This is a genomic window from Anoxybacteroides rupiense (assembly GCF_014196195.1).
GTDB classification, from domain to species: Bacteria; Bacillota; Bacilli; order Bacillales; family Anoxybacillaceae; genus Anoxybacteroides; species Anoxybacteroides rupiense.
In genome coordinates this window covers 1-23407 of the sequence record NZ_JACIDF010000010.1, presented here as the reverse complement: position 1 = coordinate 23407, position 23407 = coordinate 1, and the positions used below count along the sequence as shown (strand labels likewise).

Genomic DNA, 23407 nt, shown 5'->3' with positions numbered 1-23407 from the left:
TTATTTAGCTTATTGGATAAAAGGAGGAGCTTGGAAGTGAGAGGTAAAAATCCATTCGAGGCTTGGCAATATCACCTTTTACTTTTGCTTCGAATCGGAATTTCCAATGTGGGCGATTGGATTTATTTAATTTCCTTGAATTTATTGGTTCTCAATATGACTGATTCCCCTTTTGCGGTATCTATCCTGTATATGCTCAAGCCTTTAGCGGCCTTACTTACGAACGCTTGGTCCGGGAGTGTGATAGATCGATTCAATAAACGGAATCTTATGATCATGCTAGATGTGATAAGGGCTGTACTAATTGCCATCCTGCCTTTTTGTTCTTCGATTGGGGCTATTTATTTTATTGTTTTTTTCATCTGTATAGCAAGTGCGGTATTTGGACCGGTATCGATGACTTATATCACCCAGCTAACTCCTCCGGAGCAAAGGCAGCGCTTTAATTCATTGCGAAGTTTAATGGACTCCGGCGGTTTTCTGATCGGGCCAGCGGTTGCAGGTGCCCTATTTTTAGTCGGAACGCCTGTATTGGCCCTTTATATTAATTCATTGGCTCTACTCTTCTCAGGGGCGATCACCTTGTTGCTTCCGAATGTTGAAACACAGCTGGTAAGTCATCCAGCTGATCACAAAGGCTCTTTCCAGCTGCTGAAAAACGATTGGAAGCTGGTGATGAATTTTAGTTATCGTTACGTTTATATCACGCTTATTTATTTTTTATTTAGCTGCATGATGGTAATCGCGACAGCCGTTGATTCATTGGAAGCTGCCTTTGCGAAAGAAGTGCTTGCTTTATCAGAAAGTGAGTATGGCTTTTTAGTGAGTGTAGCTGGAGGAGGTGTTGCGTTGGGAGCGATTGTGAATGCCATATTTTCGCGAAAATTAGCGACGTCTTGGTTAATCGGCTTTGGTGCCTTCCATGTAGCGATTGGCTATATGATCTATGCTTGTTCAAGCTCTTTTTCTATCGCTGCTTTGGGGTTCTTTATTCTTTCCGTCTCTTTATCCTTTGCCAATACCGGATTTTATACCTTTTATCAAAATAACATACCTGTTTCCGTAATGGGAAGAGTGGGAAGCATATATGGATTCATTGAAGCGATATTCCTCGTCATCACAACTGCTGTTTTTGGAATGATGGCGCAGCTTGCCTCTATTCAGTCTGTCGTCATGATCGGCGCATTCTTGATGCTACTCGTTACTTCGATTTTATGCGCACTCGCCTTATTGCCAGCAAAGAAAAAATATTACTCATCTATTATCACAGAGACAATAGAAGATTCACAAGCATGAGGAGATCTTTGGCTGACAATATAGGCTTATATAGAACGATTCCTTATAATTAAGAAGGAAGGGCTATCAAGTTGTAGCACGTCATTTTAGAGAAAATGAGCAATGCCTATTGTACGTGGAAACTTACAAGAAAAATGAAAATACGGGTCTTTACCAAATAGACAAAGTGGCGAAAATGTTTTTAAACTCCTCTTATGGTTCTATAAAGCGGCGTGTTCGATCGTATGCTGTCGTTTGTTCATTTGAGGGAGCAGATATTGACGCATGAAGCTGTATTTATCAATAGGGTAAATATAGTTTGGCAAATTTTAATTGTTTTTTTCATCATCGTTTGGTAATTTGTTCTTAATAGATGAAGTATGAATAAATGCTGTCAATATTGGATGGTTGTTGGCATGGAGAGCTAATTCGAAGGTTTTAGTTAAAAACTTACATAGTGAGGTCGTGTTCCATGATGGAAAGTAGCAGAAGGGATCGAAAAATAAAAAAACGAAAAAGAAAAAAGTGGTTCGTGATCCTGCTTATTTTGATCGTGCTCATTTTGACGGCATTGTTATATGCGGTCGTCGAATACCGTAAAGGCTTGAAAAACTCGCAAAATGACTCTTTTTTGCCGCATGAAAAGGTAGAATTTCAAGGCGTAAAGGATAAGGAGCGTATGAACGTTTTACTGCTTGGCGTTGATGCGAGAGGAAACGAGAAAGCGCGAGCGGATACGATTATGATTGCTCAGTATAATCGAAAGACCAAGCAAGCGAAAATCGCCTCCATTATGCGGGATTCCTATGTGGATATACCGGGGTATGGGAAAAATAAAATCAATGCCGCCTATGCTTATGGAGGTCCTGAATTATTACGGAAGACGATTAAAGAAAATTTTGATGTAGATATTGCCTATTTTGCTTTAGTAGATTTTAAAGGATTCACTAAAGCAATTGATGTAGCTTTTCCTGAAGGAATTGAAATCAATGTTGAAAAAGAGATGTCGAAAGGAATAGGTGTCACGCTGCATCCAGGTGTTCAAAGACTTCATGGAAACGAATTGCTTGGGTATGTGAGATTCAGAAAAGATGCTGAAAGCGACTTTGGCAGAGTGCGGAGACAGCAAGAGGTAGTGAAGCGTGTGATGGACGAATTTATCAGTGTGCGGGGGATCGCGAAGCTGCCGAGTGTAGTCGGTACCATCCGGCCATATATATTAACGAACGTAGGGTATAAAGAAGTACTGCCCCTATTAGCTACATTTCCCGGAAGCGACCAGAAGGATATTAGCTTCTTTCGAATTCCTATTGATGGATCATTTCGAGATGCCACCTATCCTCAAGCAGGGGCCGTGCTAGAAATGGATCTTGCGAAAAATAGGCAAGCGTTAAAGGAATTCCTAAAGTAAGCATGCTCGATTGTATGGTTCATAAGCTGCTAAAGACGGAATAAGGCACCCGTTTGCCAGCAAAAATTATAAATAAAGCGCAGAACATGTTTGGCCGCTAGTTTGATATAGACTTCCATGACGAAAAACGCATAGGGGGAGCAAAGCATTTTCAAAATAGATTGTACAAATAATTTCTGGAACATCGGCGATCAGAGGCAAGTCTATGGAGATGGACTTGCCTTTTTGTTCAATTTACCGGGATTTTTCTGGCGCAGATCAGTCGGAAACATTCCGTATTTAACATCATCCATCGAGAAGTCTCCCACCTCGTAACGGAGTGTAGGTGGGAAGGTTCATTGATGATGGGTTTGAGTGCTGTCCATTTCTCTTTTGACACGAATAAAGGCAATCATTTGGTTAAGGTCATCCGCTGTTAAAGGCTTTCCATCAATGGTAAAGCAAATATGGGCCAACATCGCTGTTTCCGTTAACTCGATGGTATGGAAATCGGGCTTTTCAGGGCTATCCGCGGCTCCAAGCAAATAGTCGGTAGACGTTTCAAATAATTGAGCCAATTCTTTAACTGCTTCTAATGAAGGCTGGCGGTAGCCGGATTCATAGCCAGCATAGGTACTTTTAGCGATATTTAATTGATCGGCAATATATTGCAAAGGCCATTTTTTCTTTTTTCTTAATTCTGATAGCCGTTTTGATATCATCGTCCTGCTCCCTCCCTCTTTTTCTCCCACTATAAAAAGTTCGCGAAACGAATAAAAACTCTTGTTATTTTCATAGGAAATGAATATAATGGAATCGTATATTCGCGATTCGCGAACAACTTAATTATAATGTACACTAAATGACCTATAAAACACAACAGGTTATTCAATAGAAAATCACCTTTTCGTTCGATTATCGCTTTTCATAGAGGTGTCAATGATGAAAAAGATTCTTTTAATCGCGACAGGCGGCACAATTGCCTCCGTAAAAGGAGAAGAAGGACTCTCACCGGCATTAACAGCTGAAGAACTTACAGGGTATGTGCCAAAACATAGCCCTAATTATCGCTTGGACAGCCAAATACTGATGAACATCGACAGCACAAATATGCAGCCAGAGTATTGGGTAAAAATCGCCGAAGCCATTTATGAAAACTATCATCGCTATGACGGGTTTGTTATTACGCATGGAACAGATACGATGGCTTATACAGCTTCGGCTTTATCTTATATGCTGCAAAATTTGAACAAACCTGTTGTTCTTACTGGTTCCCAAGTTCCGATTAGCTTTGAGCGAACGGATGCGAAAAAAAATTTATCCGATGCCGTTCGGTTTGCTTGTGAAGAAGTTGGCGGCGTATTTATCGTGTTTGATGGAAGAGTGATTCTTGGCACAAGAGCGGTCAAAATGCGAACAAAAAGCTACGATGCTTTTGAAAGTATTAATCATCCATATATCGCTTATATCCATCATGATCAAGTCGATTATCAATATGAGCTTCGCTCGGAAGCAGTTGGAGAACTAATATTTGAGCCGTCGCTTTGTCCGGATGTGTTTCTCTTAAAGCTACATCCTGGTACGAAGCCAGAAATCTTTGATTATATTAAACCGCTGTATCGAGGAGTGATTATCGAAAGCTTTGGAAATGGTGGGGTGCCGTTTCAGGAAAGGAACTTGCTTCCCAAAATTAAGGAGCTCATTGATGACGGCATGGCCGTTGTCATTACCACGCAATGTTTAGAAGAGGGAGAAGATTTGACGTTGTATGAGGTGGGACGCAAAGTGGCGCAAAACACCGTCATTCTATCTGGAGATATGAATACAGAGGCTATTGTGCCAAAGCTAATGTGGGTATTAGGGAAAACCAATCATCTGCTTGAAATCAAAAAAATAATGGAAACCCCGATTGCGGGAGATATTACGCCAAAATTTGATGAAAGCTGGGATTTATAAAATGATTAAAACAAAAGCAGTGCGAATGGAAAAAGACTTTCTTGGGGAAAAGGAAATTCCAGAGCATGCATACTATGGCATTCAAACGATGCGCGCGGTAGAAAATTTTCCGATTACCGGATATCGAATTCATCCGTCCTTAATTGAAGCAATAGCGATCGTGAAAATGGCGGCGGCACAAGCGAATATGGAAATCGGACAGCTCAGTCCACGGATAGGCCAAGCGATTGCCGCAGCCGCGCAAGAAATTATCGATGGAAAGTGGCATGACCAATTTATCGTGGATCCGATTCAAGGCGGGGCCGGAACATCGATTAATATGAACGCGAATGAAGTCATCGCCAATCGGGCGCTTGAATTGCTCGGTGAACGGAAAGGAAACTATCAAGTCATCAGCCCGAATAATCATGTCAATATGTCCCAGTCGACGAACGATGCTTTTCCGACCGCCATTCATATTGCCGTGTTAAAGATGCTGGAAAAGCTGCTGACGACGATGGAGAACATGCACGCTGTATTTGTTGAGAAGGCGCGGCAGTTTGATCGTGTGATTAAAATGGGGCGGACGCATTTGCAAGACGCTGTTCCCATTCGCCTTGGCCAAGAATTTGAAGCCTATAGCCGTGTGTTGGAGCGGGATATAAAAAGAATACAGCAATCGCGTCAGCATTTATATGAAATCAATATGGGGGCAACGGCAGTAGGAACCGGATTAAATGCTAATCCGCGTTACATTGATCGCGTGATTAGGCATTTAGCAATGATTAGCGAGCTTCCGCTAGTACGTGTTGAGCATCTCGTTGACGGAACGCAAAATACAGATGCTTATACCGAGGTGTCATCGGCGCTAAAAGTGTGCATGATTAATATGTCAAAAATTGCGAATGATCTGCGTCTCATGGCATCTGGTCCAAGAACGGGCTTTAATGAAATTACATTGCCGGCCCGCCAGCCTGGTTCCTCCATCATGCCTGGCAAAGTCAATCCGGTCATGGCAGAAGTGATCAATCAAGTAGCTTTTCAAGTGATTGGGAACGATCACACCATTTGCTTGGCATCTGAAGCGGGACAGCTAGAATTAAATGTGATGGAGCCCGTACTCGTTTTTAATTTGCTGCAATCCATTCATATTATGGATAATACATTTCGTGTATTTACTGACTATTGTTTAGCAGGAATTGAAGCAAATGAAGCGAATTTAAAAACGAAAGTAGAAAAAAGTGTGGGAATCATTACGGCTATAAACCCTTATGTTGGGTATGAAACAGCCTCGCACATTGCGCGTGAAGCTTATCTTACAGGCAAATCTGTCCGTGAGCTATGCTTATCCTATCATTTATTAACAGAACAGCAGTTAAACGAAATACTGGATCCTTATGCGATGACTCGTCCTGGAATTGCAGGGCAAAAAAATGATTAAAAAATAAAAACAGAAAGGCAGATACATATGGCAATACCAAGTGGTGCAAGCATGCATATTACAATCCGTATTCAGTTTGCAAAAAATTTGGTCTCTTTTGGTGACATTGCGACGGCAATAGGACAAGCGGGTGGAGACATTGTTGGAATCGATGTCATTTCCTCGACGAAAACGCATACGGTGCGCGATATTACGGTCAGTGTGTTTGATACTAAGCACGCCGACTTAGTGACAGACACATTGAGAAAAACGCATGGAGTCAAACTCATCAATGTATCGGATCGCACGTTCCTGATGCATATTGGCGGGAAAATTGAAACGAAATCCAAAATTCCGATTAAAACTCGCGATGATCTATCGCGTGTTTATACGCCAGGAGTGGCTCGCGTGTGCAGTGCGATTGCCGATGATCCAAGCAAAGCCTATTCGCTAACCATTAAACGCAATACAGTGGCGGTTGTCTCTGATGGGACAGCTGTGTTGGGGCTAGGGGATATCGGACCGTATGCAGCGATGCCTGTCATGGAAGGAAAAGCGATGCTGTTTAAGCAGTTAGCTGATGTCGATGCTTTTCCGATTTGCTTAGATACAAAAGATACCGAGGAGATTATTCAAATTGTTAAAGCCATTGCCCCGGCATTTGGCGGCATTAATCTTGAAGATATTTCTGCTCCTCGTTGCTTTGAAATTGAAGAACGATTAAAGCAAGAGCTGGATATTCCAGTATTCCATGATGACCAGCATGGAACGGCCGTCGTATTGCTTGCCGGTCTTTTAAATGCGCTGAAAATTGTAGATAAAAAGCTGCAAAATATTAAAGTGGTCTTAACCGGAATTGGCGCGGCCGGCATCGCCTGCACGAAAATTTTACTAGCGGCCGGCGTCAAAAATATTATCGGTGTTGATCGTCATGGTGCTATTCACCGCGGGGTGGAATATGACAACCCTTATTGGAATGAATATGCACAGCTAACGAATCCGGAAAATGTCAGCGGCACGCTTTCAGATGTGATTGAGGGGGCGGATGTGTTTATCGGGGTATCTGCTCCGGGAATTTTACAAATCGAAGATGTGCAAAAAATGGCGCAAGATCCGATTGTGTTTGCGATGGCTAATCCTATTCCGGAAATTGATCCGGAGCTGGCAGAGCCGTATGTACGGGTTATGGCTACAGGCAGATCCGATTATCCGAATCAAATCAACAACGTGCTTTGCTTCCCGGGGATTTTCCGAGGCGCTCTTGATTGCCGAGCGATTGAAATTAACGAAGAGATGAAGCTGGCGGCAGCTGAAGCCATTGCCTCTGTTGTGACAGAAGAAGAGCTAAATGAAACGTATATCATTCCAAGTGTATTTAACAGCAAAGTGGCTGAGAAAGTGAGAGAGGCGGTTATTAAAGCTGCTTATCGTACAGGAGTGGCCCGCAAAGAGGATATCATGTTTAAGGCTGAATAAAAACAACGTCGAAGTCCCGTTTACTGGGGCTTCGACGTTTTTAGTTTCCCAAATTAACAACGTTATTTTAATTTTTCATTTAAAACACTTTCTTCTAAAACGGAAAATTTATCTCCGTATACTTTGACAATATGCTTTTCTCCCCATCCGCATAAAGAATCTAAAATTTCTTTTAAGCTCCACCCGTATTCACTTAGTTCGTATTCCACTTTCGGGGGGACTTGATTATAAACAATGCGATTGATAATCCCATCTTCTTCTAACTCTCTCAATTGCTGCGTTAGCATTTTTTGCGTGATTCCTGGCATCGAACGTTTCAATTCACAGGTGCGTTTTTTGCCGTGTGTCAGGTGGCAAAGAATAACACATTTCCATTTTCCACCTATTACTTCTAGTGTCGCTTCGACGGGAATATTATATTTCTTTTTTTGCATGTTTTTCCTCCTCTTCAATAGTTACTAAAAAGTATCTATAGCACTTTAAAGTATCTATAGTACTTTAAAGTACGTACTTTTTTTTATAGCTTATATGCTCCATAATAACATTTGCCAGCTGGCTTTTGCTATATTTTTTACAACCAAGCAATGGGGAGGAAAGGCGATGAACGAAAGTAAACGAAATACATTAGCATTGATCGCATTAGCTGTAAGTGCCTTTGCGATCGGGACGACAGAATTTATCAGTGTAGGGTTACTGCCGCTCATTTCGCGCGACTTGCACGTTTCCGTTTCAGTCGCCGGGCTGACGGTTTCCTTGTATGCTTTAGGGGTTACTTTCGGCGCTCCTATTCTTACATCTTTAACGTCCAGTATGTCACGCAAAGCTTTGTTGCTTTCGATTATGGTTGTCTTTATCATCGGTAACAGCATTGCAGCTCGTGCCGATAGTATAACGGTTTTACTTGTAGCTCGTGTGCTTTCTGCGTTTTCACACGGTGTATTTATGTCGATCGGGTCAACCATCGCCGCAAGTTTAGTAGCGGAACACCGACGGGCTAGCGCGATTTCCATTATGTTTTCCGGTCTGACGGTCGCTACGATCACTGGAGTGCCGTTCGGTACATTTATTGGACAGCAATTTGGCTGGAGGTTTGCCTTTCTTTTTATTGCTGCTGTAGGGGTTATTGCGTTCATTGCCAACAGCATTCTCGTTCCAGCGAATTTGCGAAAAGGTGCCCGCACTACGTTTCGTGATCAGTTTCGGTTAATCACTAATGGACGTTTGTTGCTGCTGTTCATTATTACAGCTTTAGGATACGGAGGCACTTTTGTTGCTTTTACGTACTTATCTCCGCTTTTGCAGAACGTCACGGGATTTAGTGAAAAAACGGTTACGGTGATTTTGCTTGTTTATGGGGTAGCGATTGCGATCGGTAATGTAGCGGGAGGAAAGCTATCTAATCAAAATCCGATTAGCGCTTTATTTTATATGTTCATTGTGCAAGCTATTGTGCTTTTTATTTTAACCTTTACAGCTCCATTTAAGGTGGCTGGGCTTATGACGATCATCTTAATGGGACTGCTTGGTTTTATGAGCGTGTCAGGATTGCAAGTATATGTAGTGATGCTTGCCGAGCGTTTTGTGCCGAGCGCAGTCGATGTTGCTTCAGCGATTAACATTGCCGCATTTAACGCGGGAATTGCGATTGGTTCCTACCTAGGCGGCATTGTCACCGAATCAATGGGGCTGATTCATACCGCTTGGGTCGGTGGATTGATGGTGCTAGGAGCCGTCCTTTTAACAAGCTGGAGCTTGGCACTTGAGAAGAAAGATCAAAAGATGCACAGAGCGAAAAACGAGATGATGGATCATCGCGAATGCCTTATGCGATAAGTAGTGTAATACAAGACCAATCAAAAGAAATAAAGGAGATGAGTTGAATGACGGCCAAACATTTAGCCGACACAACGATTTTAGCGAATGGGGTCAAAATGCCGTGGCTTGGGCTTGGAGTATTTAAGGTGGAAGATGGGCCGGAGCTTGTTCAGGCTGTTAAAGCAGCCATTCGCCACGGCTATCGCAGTATTGATACCGCGGCGATTTATGAAAATGAACAAGGAGTAGGCCAGGGGATTCGCGAAGCATTGCAAGAGACCGGAGCTTCACGTGAAGAATTATTTGTGACGTCAAAAGTGTGGAACACGGATTTAGGATATGACGCGACGCTAGCAGCGTACGAAGCGAGCCTGAATAAATTAGGTTTAGAGTATCTAGATTTATACTTGATTCATTGGCCTGTAGCAGAAAAATATAAAGAAGCATGGAAAGCATTAGAGACGCTTTACAAGGCAGGAAAAGTACGGGCTATCGGTGTGAGCAATTTTCATATTCATCATCTTGAGGAGCTGATGAAGGAAGCAGAAATCAAGCCGATGGTGAACCAAGTAGAGTACCATCCGCGTCTAACACAACAAAAGCTTCAGGCTTTTTGCGAAGAGCACAGTATTCAATTAGAAGCGTGGTCGCCATTAATGCAAGGACAATTGCTTAATCATCCTGTTTTACAAGAGATCGCGAAGCATCATAATAAGACGGTTGCGCAAATTATTTTGCGCTGGGATTTGCAAAAAGGAGTGGTAACCATTCCAAAAACAACTAAAGAGCAGCGGATGATGGAAAATGCCTCCATATTTGATTTTGCTCTGACAAAAGAAGAGGTGGAACAAATCGATCGCTTAAATCAAAATCGCCGCGTAGGTCCAGATCCGGATAACTTTGATTTTTAACACATTCACCAAGAAGCTCCCCCTCTAAACGGGGGGAGGTTCATACAATCGATATCGATCCATTGAGAAGATATGTCATGATGTTTGGAGGAGCCAAGGAGGGGCGAGAACAATGAACGAGAAAGGAAGCATTGTTTTTATCGGCGACAGTATAACAGAAGCGGGCAGAAGGAAAGATCCCGAGCAAATGGGTTACGGGTATGTCCGACTGATTCACGATTATTTGCTGACAGATGACCCGCAGCAGCCGTTAGCCGTTGTCAATCGGGGAGTGAGCGGCAACCGCATTCCTGATCTATTGGCGCGTTGGGAGAGAGATGTCATTGCATTGCAACCATCTTTTGTTTCGATTTCCATCGGTATCAACGATGTGTGGCGCCAGCTCGATCATCCCGAGAAGGAACAGGTGTATCCTAAGCAATTTGAGGAAATCTATATGGAGTTAGCTTGGCAAACGAAAGCCAAAACCTATGCGCATCTGATCTTGATGGAACCGACGATTATTGGCGAGGCGATTCATTCAGAAGGCAATCGAAAGCTGAAGCCTTATGTGAACATTGTGCGTAAAGTAGCGCATACGTTTCATGGAACGCTTGTGCCTACTCATCAAGCATTTCTTGCTTATTTGCAAGCACGTCCATCATCTCGCTATCGGCTGACGACAGATGGAGTTCATATGAATTCGCTTGGCAATATGTTGATGGCGCGAACATGGCTTACGGCGTTTGATCGCGATCGGCGACAGAAATAGCACACGAAATGTGTTTCGCACTTCACATTGGCATTTGCTTTAACATTCCCAGCAAAACAAGCGAATGTAAGCATTTTTATTCTATTTTCCCGTATCGTGGCAAAAAGTGCGCCGGATAGGCCGGATTGTTCAGTTGGTTTAAAGGCTGTAAAGTGCCATGTCGTTTATTTGACGAGTGAATGTTTAAAAGCATAGATAACCGCTTGTGTCCGATCTTGTACTCCCAGTTTGGCGAGAATGCTGCTGACGTGGACTTTGACGGTTTTCAATGAAATAAATAGCTCTTCGGCGATTTCTTGGTTAGACTTGCCTTGGGCGATCAATAAAAGGATCTCCATTTCGCGGTTCGTCAGCTCTTCGTGAGGCAGCAGCGTTTCTTTTTGCCGCATTTTCTTCATCATTTTTCCGGCTACCTCCGGCTCCAATACCGACTGGCCGTGGAAAGTAGAGCGGATGGCATTGGCAATTTCGCTCGCTTTCGAGGTTTTCAGCATATAGCTTGCCGCTCCCGCTTCTAGCGCCGGATAGACCTTATCGTCATCTAGAAAGCTAGTGACGATAATAATTTTTGCCTCCGGCCATGCGGACATGATTTCTTTTGTCGCTTCAATCCCATCCATTGGCTGCATCACCAAGTCCATTAAAACGACATCCGGGCGAAGCTGAAGCGCTAGTTCCACTCCTTTTTTTCCGTTTTCTGCTTCGCCGACTACCGTCATGTCAGGTTGAGATGATAAATAAGCAGAAACTCCGATTCGCACCATTTCATGGTCGTCAATCAATAACACTCTAATCATGGCGTTGATCCTCCTGTGCCACTATCGGTACTTTTACTTCAAGTCTTGTCCCTTTATTTTTTAAGCTGATAATTTTGAGCGTTCCGCCGATTTCAGCCGCTCGTTCATACATGTTTTGCAAGCCGTATGAACCGCTTTTAGAATGATTTGCATGGACATCAAATCCAATTCCGTCATCAACCACACGCAAAATAGCAAAATGATCCCGCTGAATTAACAGCACCTCCAGAGTCGAAGCTTTCGCGTGGCGAAGCGTATTGGAAACAGATTCCTGCAAAATACGAAATAAATGGTCTTCTACTCCTTTATCTAAAGGTGCATCTTCTATTTTCCATTTGATCTGCATCGGCGTTTTTTGCGATAATTCCAGCAAAAGCTCCTCCATTCCTTCTTGCAGTGATTTGCCCTTAAGTTGGACAGGACGCAAATGAAGCAGCAGCGCTCTCATTTCCAATTGCGATTGGTGAATCATTTGCTCGATCAGTTTCAGCTGCTTGGTTTCATGGTTATCGGACCGCTCTTTTTCTTCCATAATCGCCGACATCATCATCGAAGCGGCAAAGAGCTGCTGGCTGACGGAATCGTGCAGCTCGCGCGCAAGCCGATTTCTTTCTTGGGAAATAATATCTTGAATAAGCCGCTCTTGCTGTTCAGCTTTTGCTGTCGCCATTTTTTGTGAGCGTTTGGTTTGTTCGATCCATTGATGATGAATTTTTTGGAGGCGTTCCCAAATTTCCTGAAAATCTTCCGTTGGCTGCTTGACTTCCAATTGCATCAATGAGCCTTGTTCGATTTGTTGAAGGGCGTTGGCGATCGTTTGCAGCTGCTGTCGCCACCATAGGTTAGAAACAATTCCGAAGGCAGCTCCGATCAAAATGACAACAGTAGGTGCAAAAACGATAAATGGCAAATTCATGATTTTGGTTTTCCATAATATGGACCAGTCTCCTAATGGAAACAACGTGAAACAAGAGAAAAGCAGAAGAAACAAAACAACAAGCGCCACTAAAATAAAAAGTGCAAACTGCCGCAGCATCATGTTCATATCCGCTTCACCTCTAAATTTCCGACCATCATCGAGGTGATGATTTTAAGCTTTTGCTCTGCTGTCTCATAAGCTGTTGTTTGCCAGACCAATGTTTGGTTAAATATTTGCTCCTTTTCCTTATCTAAAATGAGAGTGGAACCAACAACCGCGGAGTGGACGATGCTGATTTCGAGTTCATAAGGCACAAAAATTTGGACATTTCCGATCCAATGGCGTATGGAAATCACTGCTTCGCCTTTTGGAAGCACCGCATAGCTTAAATCAATCACGGTATCTCCTAGTCCTACTTGGATATTCACATCGTTCCATTCATATGCTTGCTCAGGTGTCTTTTGACGGCCAAATAACAAATTTTGCAATAAAGGCTTTCGCTCAAGAATTTCCGTTTGGACTGTTCGATCGGCCGGCTGTATTTTAGGCTGCAGCAAAGCCGGCTGGCGTTTCGATTGGAAAAACTGAATTAGAACATAGAGTAAAATGGCCAATAGAAAAAATCGAGCAGTCATCATTGTAAACACATTAAAAACAAGTTGGATGATACCAAGCCAAAATAAAATTTTTCCAATCATGCTGTGCCACTTTTTTCTTCCTATATATACAAATGCTCCTGATACAAGAAGAGAAAAAATAAGCCCTTGATGAAAAAAAGAAATTTCAATGGCTAAAAGGAGCACACCAATTAAGATGGTCCAGCTTATATAATCGGTTTTTTTACGATGGTTAAGCATAGGCTCCCCACCTTTATCTCAAGAAATAGTAAAGAATGGATACGCAAATAGACGGTTTTGTTTCTGGAAAGAGATTGCTCGTCTATGCCGGTACTAGGCAGAAAAGCGGCCGCATGCTCCTTCGCTTCCATGTAAAGATGTAAATGGAACAATGGAAAAAAGCGAAAAGGCGCAGCTGCCTACGCCCTTTAGCATACCACTTTTTTTCCGGACTGTCCTTTATTTTTTGCAAGGAGTCCCGCTGCCATTCCATTAGTGGTTGTTTTCCGTTTCAAGCTGTTTTTCCAATTGTGCGATTCGCGCATCAATCGTATTTCGGTAATAGGATGAATGGACTTGCTGCTCCAAGCGCTCTAAGTATGATTCAATGTCCGAAAACACGGGGACGGACTTGCTCGAATAGCGATTTGCATCTAGAACTTGATTGATGCGATAGTGGGCATGCGCGAGGTTTTCCCGGCCCATTAATTCCATCCTTCTAATATGCATATCCTTTAGTTTATGCTTCATTTCTTCATATTTTTTTTCAAGCTCCATTAAATGTTGCTGCACGTTTTCATAGGAATGCTTTAACTGCGCAGCTCGCTCTTCATATTGTGTATGCTCTTGAGCGGCAAATTCAAATAATTCTGTTTCCCCGGCTTTAGAAGCGATTTCCGCTTGCTTTTGGCGCTTATCCGCCAACTGCTTGGCATGATGGTACTCACGCAAAAATTCTTCTTTTAATAAGTACTGACGTTCAATGAACTGACGAACCTTTTCTGTTTCTTGTTCGCATTGGCGCAAATATTGATTTAACATCGCAATCGGATTTTTCTTTTCTTTTTCATCAAGCAGCTCATGGAGATCAGCAGCAATCACATTTTTTATGCGAGAAAATAAACTCATATTTCTTCACTCCCTTGATTAATAATTTTTTTGCAGTTCATTCCATTGTTTTTCAAAATTCGCAAATGGATCTTCTGTTTCTTTCGGTGTATGCGAAGACTTGGTCCAGTTTTTATAAACAACATACAGAACATATGCTGCGACAATGGCAGCGATGGCTGGGGCATTCGCCACACTGATGGATAAGGCGATCAGGCCAAGCAGCGCCCAGCCAATCTTTGAACCTGCCGATTTTGCTTTTAAAAATTGTTTGAACGTGTAATAAAGAATGACAAGACTGAGCGCGAAGCCGACGAGCGGTCCTACGTTGGCGAACAGGACAATGGCCGCAATTCCTCCAGCTAGCAGCAGCCCGATTTTTCTCAACATGGTTCATCTCCTCCTTTCTTGTCTTTATCTTAGCTTTCTTTTTCTTTTTCCATCATGCTCTAGAGTTATATTTTTGGCTAAGACCTGAGATGTATTTTGATATACGGTCGCTGTTGTTGAATGAAAGAAAGCAAATTTATGAGCATGCAGAAAAAATTCAGAATAAATTAAAAACCTTTTAAAGGAAAAGTGTATTATAATCATCTATAGGGGGATTTTTTGGAATCCGGGGGGATTTTATAACATGCAAAGAATACGAACGACAGATAAAGAGAGAATGAAGCAGTTATACTATACAGGAGTGACGGAGGAAAAGCTGCAATATGTATATGAATATCGAAATATCCTGTTTGATCTCGTCGAACCGGTGGTGAATGAGCTGTACGATGATATCAAAAAGGTGGAAGTTTTGCGCGAGCTGATTCAGCAGCATTCGACGTTTGAGAGATTAAAAGAAACACAAAGGCGATATTTGCGCGAATGCTTTGAGGCGACCATTGATGATAGCTATATTCAGAAACGCTACACGATCGGACAAGTCCATTCGCGAATCGGGCTTAGTTTATCTTGGTATTTAGCTACATATACTCGCTATGCTGATATTTTATACAAATATATTTCACAGGTGCTTCCAGAACAAGCGACAACCATTTTGCTGACGATCCAGGCGATTTTTTCATTCGATATGCAGCTGACGCTTGAAGCATACAAGGCTTCGGAAGTGGACAAAGCTGCTCATCCGCTGCGCTGGGAGCTGGAGCGGCTACGGCAAATGAACGGGTTTACCAAAACAGACTTGAAGCATTTGGAGCAGTTTAGCGGCTATATTTCTTTTTGCATTGACAGCATTATCGACCAGTTTGATCATGCCTTTACCTATCGCTTAGGGAGCGAGCCTTATTACAGCTTTATCGCGAAAGACAAGTATTTAGTGTATATTCGCAATTTTTTGCTGCAATTTTTTCAAGAAAAGGTGTATGAAGACCTTGAATCGTATTTTCTAATTATTCGGGATTGGAGCCGCCTGATCATTGAACGGGGATATCCGGAAAGCTTGTTCCATATTGCGGCTGAATCGGTATGCGAAGCGCTGAAAAAAGTATTTCTGACAAAGGAGTATTTGCATGATCGGCATATTGTCCAATATATTCATTCCTTTGAACGATTTTCCAAGTTTACATTGGCGATTATGAGTGAAATTATTCGTCCCTATTTATTTTTGCGCGATTTTGATTTTCTTGATATTTATGCTTATGAGATTAGCACGATTGATTTTGGAAGGCTGACATGGATTGATGATAAAATGCGGCGCCTCTTGCGCACGCTTGGAATTCATGAAGAAAATCCGATTGGCCGAAGATGCTACGAGCTGCTGCACAATCGAACCGTTCCTTGCTCAGGCTGCCCTATTCTGGAGCAGACAGATGAGCCGCTGCTTGTGACACTTCGCAACGACCAAGGGACTAGTTATTATAAAATCCGCTCTTTGCCGCAAACCAAAATTTTTGAGCTTTCGCGTGCGCTTTTGGTGATTCAGGATGTGACAAAAGAATCGAAAGTCATGTTTGACACGCTGGAGCGGCTGCTGCAATTGGCGGAGTATCGCGATGACGATACGAAGAACCATGTTCATCGGATTGGCAGGCTGTCAGGCATGCTCGCTCGTTTAGCTGGCTGCGATGAACAATTTGTTTCCCAGATCGAAATTGCTGCGAAATTTCATGATATTGGCAAGGTGGGCATCCCCGACTATATTTTAAATAAACCCGGCAAGTTGACGAAGGAAGAATGGGAATCAATGAAAACGCATGTTTTAATTGGACATCAGATTTTGGCCAATTTGGACTTGCCGGTGATTCAAATGGCGGCCAACATCGCCCGTACGCATCATGAATGGTGGAATGGCGAAGGATACCCAAACGGTTTAAAGGAAGAAGACATTCCGCTGGAAGGGCGAATTGTGGCCATTGTGGATGTGTTTGATGCTTTGTTATCGAAACGAATTTATAAGGATGCGTTTCCGCCTGAAAAAGTGAAGGAAATTTTATTGGATGGCCGCGGAAAGCAGTTTGATCCGAAGCTGATCGATTTATTTTTGGCGATGTGGAATGAATTTTTAATCGCGAGAGAACGCTTGCAATAAAGCGAACAGCATGCATGTTGTTCGCTTTATTGCTTTTTGAGCAAAGCTATGCCGCAGGTGTTTGCCTTATTTTCATCATAGGGTGAAGCTGTTGGACGATCGGCGGAAGGCGCATTTGTGGACGTGTTTTTTCATCAAAGTCCTTTACCAATACGATATTTTCCGTCTTTCATATGGAAAAAATTTATTGTGCCTTCCTCTACTATTCAACAATATTCGACATTTGTTATGATAAAGGTGATTTTCATCATAGATTAGCTTAAAGGGGATGACACAATGCCGCAAATCAAACGAAGCTTGGCGACTCGACTTTCATTATGGATGGCTGGCACGTTTGTCGCACTTACATTAGTGAATGCTTTCGTATTTTCGTATATTGTCCAGCAGGCGTCGAAACGCACAGTAGGGAGCTATGCTGCTGAACAAGCAAAAAATATTACCAGCATGCTGGATACAGAGAAATATGCGTCATTTTTGCAGCAGCCAGCCGAGAATGATACATATTGGCAGTTAAGAGAGCAATTGAATGATATTCGGGAAAAAATCGGCGCATTGTACGTATATACGTTGCGCGTCGATGGACAAAAACTCTCCATCATGATTGACGGTCAACCGCCAGGCTCCGAGGTGGCATCGGCCATAGGCGATTCTACTTCTTCCACAACGTTAAAAGACATTGATGGAGCGTTAAATGGAAAAACAGATTATACGGATATCGTCCATGATCAACAGTATGGGGATTATTTATCAGCATTTGCACCGATTATGCATAACGGCAAGATGATTGGAGCGCTTGGTGTTGATTTGCCTGCAAACTATGTGGAGCAAACCATGTCTGCGGTGAAGGAACAAATCCGCGGGCCGTTTCTTCTCGGGTCTGCTATGGTGGCCATTCTGATTAGCGCAGGAATCTTCCTATATTTGCGCCGCCGCTTCCGGCCGCTCACTCTATTAACAGCTGCATCGGAGCAGATGGCAGCAGGAAAACTGGGAGAAGCGCACCAGAAGATCCTCCAGCTTAGGGACAAAGGAAACGATGAATTGTTTGCTTTAATTCGCTCATTTAAAACGATGGTGGACCAAATGTCTCTTCTGATTGACAAAATCAAGCATAGCAATGATTGGATGGTGCAAGCGTCCAGCGAACTGCAATCGCATGCTGCTTTTACGGAAGAGCAAAATGAAAAAATGGTCAAAACAGCCGGCATTGTTCATTCTTATTCACAGCAGCAGCTTGAAAGTATGAGGGAATCCAATGCGGCGATTCAAGAAATGGCGACTGGCATCCAGCGCGTCGCTCACTCTTCCTCTTTGCTTGCTGAATCGGCTGAAGAAATGAATCGCGATGTTCAAACAGGGGATCGTCATGTTGATCAAGCGATGCAGCAAATGGAAAGCATGTATGCCAAAATCAAGGAAACCGCGAACTGCATTCAACAATTATCGGAAGGAACAGATGAAATCAGCCATATTCTTGATGTGATTCGCGGTATTTCCGAGCAAACGAATCTTTTAGCGTTGAATGCGAGCATTGAGGCGGCCCGTGCTGGAGAAAGCGGCCGCGGATTTGCGGTGGTGGCCAATGAAGTTCGAAAGCTGGCTGAGCATTCAAAAAGCTCCGTTGATACAATCGGAAAGATGATGGACCGCTTCCGCATAACCACCGAACAAGCCGTTCAGCAGATGGAGCAAGGGGAACAGGAAGCAAACGCAGGCCGCGGCCAAGTGGCGGAAATTCGTTCGATTTTTGCCAACATCGTAACAAACGTGCAGAAAAACACGGATGAAGTTCAAGAATTATCCGCCATTGCTCAGCAGATGTCGGCAGGAACAGAAGAAATTGCCGCCGCCGTAGAGCACACGTTGTCAGCCGCAAGGGAAGTCAGCGGCTCGATCAGCACCATGGTCCAATCGGCCGAGCATCAAGGGCAGCTTGCTAAGCAACTTAGCGAGATGGCGCGCCGCATTCATGGGGTATCGGATGAGCTGCATGAACAGATCCGCCAATTCCGAGGATAAATTTAGCGAAACCCTCGCCCTTTCCTTGGAATCACGCACTTGCGCCCAACAAAATGGCCATTAGCCCCCGACTCAAGCCTAAAGCTTGGGTTGGGGGCTTTTATTAGTTTTGTTGAACAGCTGCCTCTAGCCAATCGCGGTACGTTGTATGGGGATAGAACAGGGTTTTGTTTTTTATTGTCTTTGAGTTGATACGATATTTCAAGAAAATGTAGTGGAGATCTTTAGTATGTAGATCCATATATAGGGCTATTTTCTTAAAATAAACGAAAATAGATTTAATTTCCCCTATTCTCCTTTTCTGTACAAGTGATTAAAATGATATTGTCCCAAATTTAGATGAAAAAGGAGGGATTCAGCTGATTGTTTGATCATTGATTTTTTTCTTTATTTTTTTCAGTTTAGCAACGAATGAGGTGACAACAGATGAGGAAAAGGAAGTCTAAGTGGTATTCATTTATTTCTTATTTGCTTGCTTTTACAATGATGTTTTCAACGCTTGCTCCTTTTGTTCAAGCGGAGGAGAATGCGCCTCCAGCAGTGAACGCTTCTCCGACAGAAGCTCCAGAGAATGGTGAAGCGCCAATTTCCAATAATGAAGGGTCTTCGTCGTCTCCTTCCGCAAACGTCGAACAGGGGGATTCCATCCCTGCTTCTGATGCTGCTAATGAAACGTCAGAAGCAGGGTCTCCAAGCTTTTCGAATGATAACCAAAATATCGTCTCTGCCAATGATCCTTATCCGAAAGAAAAGGAAATCCCAGCTCTCCGGACGGAAACAGCGAAGGTCTATGAAAATTCGGATGGAACGTATACCGCAGAAGTATTTGCAGAGCCGATTCACTTTAAGAAAAACGGCCAATGGGTAGATATTGATAACACACTGGTTGAAAACTCACAGCAGGAATTCGAAAACAAAGCGAATCAATTTAAGGTGAAATTTTCTAAAAAACCGAAACAAAATCGCCGAGCAAGATTGTTTACGTATGAAATCGCTGGCCATCAAGTGGCGGTAGAGCTATCGGATGATGACGCTTCAGCAACAAAAGTATTCAGGGGAATCAAGGATGTAGCGGGAACACTCCAAAAGGATCGCATCCAATATAAGCAGATCTATCCTGGAGTGACTTTTGATTATACTTTAGACGGAACAAAGGTTAAGGAAAATATTATTCTCGATTCCTATCAAGGCAATAACCGTTTTACATTTCATATTAAAGCTCAAGGGCTAAAGGCTGAGAAGCAAGCGTCTGGTATCATCGAATTCACAGACGCCAAAACAGGAGAATTTTTATTTTATATCCAGCGCCCATACATGTACGATTCATCAAAAGAAGGAAACGTGTCAGAACAAGTCACCCAAGAGGTGACACCTGTCGACGATGGATTTATTCTCACTGTCACAGCAGATGAAGCGTATTTAAAAGATCCGAAGCGCGTATATCCCGTCGTCATTGACCCTTGGATCGACGTGTTCCAAGCGCAGGATACGTACATTGCGAGCGGATCTTCCACTGGCTATCATAACACTGATAAATTATTGGTCGGATATGACCAAACAATAGGGAAGACGCGTTCTTTATTAAAATGGACCCTTCCTGTTATCCCAAATGGAGAGGTCGCAGGAGCTTCCGTTGGTCTTTATCAATACACTTCAAATGCAAATGTTCCGATTTATCTTCATCGAGTGACAAGCTCTTATAATACGACGACGGTCACCTGGGCTTCCCAACCAAGCTTCTTGGCGACAGCTGAAGACTCCCAAAGTTCGACAAGTACAGGATATGTGTACTTTAATGTATCAAACTTAGTGAAGAGTTGGTATGATGGCACGCAATCCAATAACGGGATACTCGTCAAGTATGCGGATAGTCAAGAAGGAACTGCTAAAACCAAATATTTCCGTGCAACAGAGTGGGTAAATCCGGATGGTTCGCCATTTGGTAAACCGAAGCTTGTGGTCAGCTTTCGTCCTAAAGAACTGCTTGGGATCACCGATTATTGGACGTACACACCTGATTTATTCCAAGGAGAAGGAACCGCCGTTGTGAATGTGATCAACGGAAATATGGTATATGAGATTAACCTTCTATCATTACCGGGAAAGACGGATGCATTTCATTTAAATTTAGTGTATAACAGCCGTTCTAACTATTCCGGATCTTATGGAAAAGGTTGGATGTTTAGCGCCCAACAAAGCCTTTATATTAATCCAGATAAATCTATTATTGAATATCGGGATGATAAAGGAACTCGCTATCACTTTGCGAAGCAGCAACATGATACGTCTGATACGTATTCAGCACCAGAAGGGACGTATTTAGAGTTAACAAGCGATGCCAATGGATATTACATCAAGCGTCCAGATGAAACGACCTTGTACTTTGATCAGTCAGGAAGAAACACGAAAATTGTGGATGAAAAAGGAAATGCGATTATTTATGAATTTGATGGAAGTTCCAATCGTGTCATAAAAATAAAAGAACAGTATAAAAACGAACCGCCAACACGAGAAGTTTCATTGAGCTATAACGCTAACGGATTGCTGGAAAAAGTGGTTGATTTTCGTGGTACGCAGATGGTGCTTACCTATGAAACAGTTAACGGTACCAATCGCTTAACCAATATTATTTACGGCTATAATCGAACAGAAAAGAAAACCATTGCTTTTGATTACAATGCCAATCATCAGCTTATTGGCATTACAGACGCGAACGGAAACCGAGGCGAAATTCAATACGACTCATCCAATCGGGTAACGAAGCTTATTGACCCTCGCTCTACTACTATTTACTCAGAACTATCGTACCCGAGTGCTACGGAAACTATTTTTACCGATGCGCGAGGCAATAAAACGTATTATAAAAATAATTCTGATCAAAATAAAGCGACCGTCAATGTGACACAAATTACCGAAGACTATCAAGGAACTGATCCGGCAACGACCATCTATGAATGGGAAAAAAACCAAATAGTAAAAGTGATGGAGCCTAATAAAAATACAGGTGATCCAGATCCTTCCGTAACGCATCAGGCTCAATATGATGAGAAAGGAAATCTTAAAGAAGCTTCATCGCCAAACAATTTGCAAGTAACAAATGATTATGATGACAAAGCAAATCTGATCAAGGAGCAATTTAGCAATGGCTCTTATGGTCAATATGTGTATGATGAGCAAAGCAATTTAATTTTTTCTACTAATAACTATGTATTGACTGACTACAATACGTATGATCGGTTCGGAAATGTGCTTAGTACGGCATCGCCGACACGAGTCACTCATAATCGTTTGCCAAACTCGAGTTTTGAGTACGTTGACACCAGCGGTTACCCATTAAATTGGAGAAGGTATACGGCTGGGCAGTACGCTCGAAGCAGCGATCATGCCGCTGGCAAGTATTCGGCTAAAATCACGCTGACTGGCAGCGAAAGCGGCGGCTACTATTCGCAGATCATCCCCGTTCAAGCAGATGAAGGCGATAAAAATTACACGATCGCAGGATATGTCAAAACGCAAAGTGTAACTGGAACCGGCGCCCAATTCCGAATTTATCCGCTCGATGCCAGCCAGCAAAATATCAAGGATAGCTCAGGACAATCCATTGTGTTTCTTTCTTCATCATTAACGGGAACGAATGATTGGACGCGTCTGTCTGATTACGTTCAGCTCCCCGCAAATACAGCGTATGTTCGTGTCGATTTGCTGTTTAAAGGGGCTGGCACCGTCTATTTTGATGCCGTACAGTTTTTATATGGCGCGATTCTTGATGATTATTACAGCAATGAAAACGCCGGCTTTGAATGGGGAACAGGCGCTGTAGCCGATACATGGGAGCTAAACAGCCTTGGAGCGAATGATGGAAGAACGACAGAAAGGGTTCGGCGCGGCAGCTATTCTCTGAAAATCAATGGTGCAGCGAATACGTCTCGATATGTGGGGCAATATGTAGAGGTTTCAGGAACAAAAGGAACGCCGATCACCATTTCTGGTTGGGCCTACACAACTGGGGCCAATGCTTCCGGTGGGTTTTTTGGATTGCGGCTTCGTTTTGTAAAGCTTGATGGCACTTCCACCGCTGTGGATATTCCATTCGATTCATCCGAACGTCTCAGCAACCAATGGCAATTTGTAAAGAAGACCGTGCGCGCGGATGTCGATTTTACGCAAATGAAAGTTTATGCTATGTATGAAAATCAGACAGGCACGGTTTATTTTGATAATATGAAGGTGGAAGAACGTGCTGCAACGGCGTCCCAAACCTATACGAGCGACGGCAGCTTGGTCCAAACGGAAACAGATGAATTAGGCCGTACAACATCATACAATTATGATGCCAACGGAAATCAGACGGCATCGATTCTTCCAAGCGGAAAAAAGACCAACTACCAATACGATTATTTAGATCGTCTCAAAAGCGTTACATTGGTCGCAAGTTCTGATAC

18 protein-coding genes are annotated in these 23407 nt (G+C 42.9%); 11 read left to right on the top strand and 7 right to left on the bottom strand.

Translation table 11 applies throughout. The features are described 5' to 3' along the window. Window positions 1–36 precede the first annotated feature (36 nt). Window positions 37–1296, top strand: coding sequence for an MFS transporter (locus tag GGQ95_RS14675; protein ID WP_080859957.1), 1260 nt, complete (start codon window positions 37–39; stop codon window positions 1294–1296). 454 nt (window positions 1297–1750) lie between these two features. Beyond that, complete coding sequence (locus GGQ95_RS14670) at window positions 1751–2686, top strand: LCP family protein (protein WP_044742122.1); 936 nt, start codon at window positions 1751–1753, stop codon at window positions 2684–2686. Between the two features lie 335 nt (window positions 2687–3021). Here GGQ95_RS14670 and GGQ95_RS14665 read toward each other — a convergent pair whose 3' ends face one another. Next, complete coding sequence (locus tag GGQ95_RS14665; RefSeq protein ID WP_066150873.1) at window positions 3022–3387, bottom strand: helix-turn-helix domain-containing protein; 366 nt, start codon at window positions 3385–3387, stop codon at window positions 3022–3024. Window positions 3388–3607: 220 nt separating this feature from the next. Between GGQ95_RS14665 and GGQ95_RS14660 the strand changes: the two genes are divergently transcribed. From GGQ95_RS14660 to GGQ95_RS14650, 3 genes are read left to right on the top strand one after another with little or no spacing between them, the layout of a single operon-like run. Beyond that, window positions 3608–4621: an asparaginase gene (locus GGQ95_RS14660; RefSeq protein ID WP_183187050.1), complete on the top strand. Its 1014-nt coding sequence runs from the start codon at window positions 3608–3610 to the stop codon at window positions 4619–4621. Window position 4622: 1 nt separating this feature from the next. Further along, the gene (gene aspA, locus GGQ95_RS14655; protein WP_183187049.1) at window positions 4623–6041 is read left to right on the top strand and encodes an aspartate ammonia-lyase; all 1419 of its coding nucleotides are present in this window, start codon (window positions 4623–4625) and stop codon (window positions 6039–6041) included. Between the two features lie 27 nt (window positions 6042–6068). Then, window positions 6069–7496, top strand: coding sequence for an NAD-dependent malic enzyme (locus GGQ95_RS14650; RefSeq protein WP_066150879.1), 1428 nt, complete (start codon window positions 6069–6071; stop codon window positions 7494–7496). 62 nt (window positions 7497–7558) lie between these two features. Here GGQ95_RS14650 and GGQ95_RS14645 read toward each other — a convergent pair whose 3' ends face one another. Next, window positions 7559–7930, bottom strand: a complete 372-nt coding sequence (locus GGQ95_RS14645) for a winged helix-turn-helix transcriptional regulator (protein ID WP_183187048.1) — start codon at window positions 7928–7930, stop codon at window positions 7559–7561. Window positions 7931–8096: 166 nt separating this feature from the next. On the opposite strand from GGQ95_RS14645, the gene GGQ95_RS14640 reads away from it, so the two are divergent. From GGQ95_RS14640 to GGQ95_RS14630, 3 genes are all read left to right on the top strand, one after another. After that, a complete protein-coding gene (locus GGQ95_RS14640) occupies window positions 8097–9329 on the top strand; it encodes an MFS transporter (protein WP_183187047.1) in 1233 nt (410 codons plus the stop codon). A 47-nt stretch (window positions 9330–9376) separates the two neighbouring features. Then, a complete protein-coding gene (locus GGQ95_RS14635; protein ID WP_183187046.1) occupies window positions 9377–10222 on the top strand; it encodes an aldo/keto reductase in 846 nt (281 codons plus the stop codon). 112 nt (window positions 10223–10334) lie between these two features. After that, window positions 10335–10973: an SGNH/GDSL hydrolase family protein gene (locus tag GGQ95_RS14630; protein ID WP_183187045.1), complete on the top strand. Its 639-nt coding sequence runs from the start codon at window positions 10335–10337 to the stop codon at window positions 10971–10973. Window positions 10974–11137: 164 nt separating this feature from the next. On the opposite strand, the gene GGQ95_RS14625 is transcribed toward GGQ95_RS14630, so the two are convergent. The 5 genes from GGQ95_RS14625 to GGQ95_RS14605 all read right to left on the bottom strand — a co-directional run bounded on the left by GGQ95_RS14625 (window position 11138) and on the right by GGQ95_RS14605 (window position 14803). Beyond that, the gene (locus tag GGQ95_RS14625) at window positions 11138–11770 is read right to left on the bottom strand and encodes a response regulator (RefSeq protein ID WP_044742112.1); all 633 of its coding nucleotides are present in this window, start codon (window positions 11768–11770) and stop codon (window positions 11138–11140) included. Next, entirely contained in the window at window positions 11763–12815 is a 1053-nt protein-coding gene (locus GGQ95_RS14620) for a sensor histidine kinase (protein ID WP_156487519.1), read from the bottom strand. Before GGQ95_RS14620 ends, GGQ95_RS14625 begins: the two co-directional genes overlap by 8 nt. Next, window positions 12812–13546 (bottom strand): cell wall-active antibiotics response protein LiaF, encoded by a 735-nt coding sequence (gene liaF / locus GGQ95_RS14615; RefSeq protein ID WP_066150889.1) that lies wholly within the window; start codon window positions 13544–13546, stop codon window positions 12812–12814. Before liaF ends, GGQ95_RS14620 begins: the two co-directional genes overlap by 4 nt. Window positions 13547–13798: 252 nt before the next feature. Beyond that, the gene (locus tag GGQ95_RS14610; RefSeq protein WP_044742114.1) at window positions 13799–14434 is read right to left on the bottom strand and encodes a PspA/IM30 family protein; all 636 of its coding nucleotides are present in this window, start codon (window positions 14432–14434) and stop codon (window positions 13799–13801) included. 18 nt (window positions 14435–14452) lie between these two features. After that, complete coding sequence (locus GGQ95_RS14605; protein WP_159719511.1) at window positions 14453–14803, bottom strand: lmo0954 family membrane protein; 351 nt, start codon at window positions 14801–14803, stop codon at window positions 14453–14455. A gap of 244 nt (window positions 14804–15047) precedes the next feature. Between GGQ95_RS14605 and GGQ95_RS14600 the strand changes: the two genes are divergently transcribed. From GGQ95_RS14600 to GGQ95_RS14590, 3 genes are all read left to right on the top strand, one after another. Beyond that, on the top strand, window positions 15048–16946 hold the full coding sequence (locus GGQ95_RS14600; RefSeq protein WP_159719512.1) for a protoglobin domain-containing protein: 1899 nt from the start codon (window positions 15048–15050) through the stop codon (window positions 16944–16946). Between the two features lie 276 nt (window positions 16947–17222). After that, window positions 17223–18965 (top strand): methyl-accepting chemotaxis protein, encoded by a 1743-nt coding sequence (locus GGQ95_RS14595; RefSeq protein WP_183187044.1) that lies wholly within the window; start codon window positions 17223–17225, stop codon window positions 18963–18965. A 426-nt stretch (window positions 18966–19391) separates the two neighbouring features. Next, window positions 19392–23407, top strand: a 4016-nt coding sequence (locus GGQ95_RS14590; protein ID WP_183187043.1) for a DNRLRE domain-containing protein, incomplete at its 3' end; no start/stop codon positions are given.

Bases quoted from the DNA above. Each gene is read 5' to 3' on its own strand.
- GGQ95_RS14670 (WP_044742122.1), top strand. From the start codon at position 1,751: ATGGAAAGTAGCAGAAGGGATCGAAAAATAAAAAAACGAAAAAGAAAA.
- GGQ95_RS14665 (WP_066150873.1), bottom strand. From the start codon at position 3,387: ATGATATCAAAACGGCTATCAGAATTAAGAAAAAAGAAAAAATGGCCT.
- GGQ95_RS14660 (WP_183187050.1), top strand. From the start codon at position 3,608: ATGAAAAAGATTCTTTTAATCGCGACAGGCGGCACAATTGCCTCCGTA.
- aspA (WP_183187049.1), top strand. From the start codon at position 4,623: ATGATTAAAACAAAAGCAGTGCGAATGGAAAAAGACTTTCTTGGGGAA.
- GGQ95_RS14650 (WP_066150879.1), top strand. From the start codon at position 6,069: ATGGCAATACCAAGTGGTGCAAGCATGCATATTACAATCCGTATTCAG.
- GGQ95_RS14645 (WP_183187048.1), bottom strand. From the start codon at position 7,930: ATGCAAAAAAAGAAATATAATATTCCCGTCGAAGCGACACTAGAAGTA.
- GGQ95_RS14640 (WP_183187047.1), top strand. From the start codon at position 8,097: ATGAACGAAAGTAAACGAAATACATTAGCATTGATCGCATTAGCTGTA.
- GGQ95_RS14635 (WP_183187046.1), top strand. From the start codon at position 9,377: ATGACGGCCAAACATTTAGCCGACACAACGATTTTAGCGAATGGGGTC.
- GGQ95_RS14630 (WP_183187045.1), top strand. From the start codon at position 10,335: ATGAACGAGAAAGGAAGCATTGTTTTTATCGGCGACAGTATAACAGAA.
- GGQ95_RS14625 (WP_044742112.1), bottom strand. From the start codon at position 11,770: ATGATTAGAGTGTTATTGATTGACGACCATGAAATGGTGCGAATCGGA.
- GGQ95_RS14620 (WP_156487519.1), bottom strand. From the start codon at position 12,815: ATGAACATGATGCTGCGGCAGTTTGCACTTTTTATTTTAGTGGCGCTT.
- liaF (WP_066150889.1), bottom strand. From the start codon at position 13,546: ATGCTTAACCATCGTAAAAAAACCGATTATATAAGCTGGACCATCTTA.
- GGQ95_RS14610 (WP_044742114.1), bottom strand. From the start codon at position 14,434: ATGAGTTTATTTTCTCGCATAAAAAATGTGATTGCTGCTGATCTCCAT.
- GGQ95_RS14605 (WP_159719511.1), bottom strand. From the start codon at position 14,803: ATGTTGAGAAAAATCGGGCTGCTGCTAGCTGGAGGAATTGCGGCCATT.
- GGQ95_RS14600 (WP_159719512.1), top strand. From the start codon at position 15,048: ATGCAAAGAATACGAACGACAGATAAAGAGAGAATGAAGCAGTTATAC.
- GGQ95_RS14595 (WP_183187044.1), top strand. From the start codon at position 17,223: ATGCCGCAAATCAAACGAAGCTTGGCGACTCGACTTTCATTATGGATG.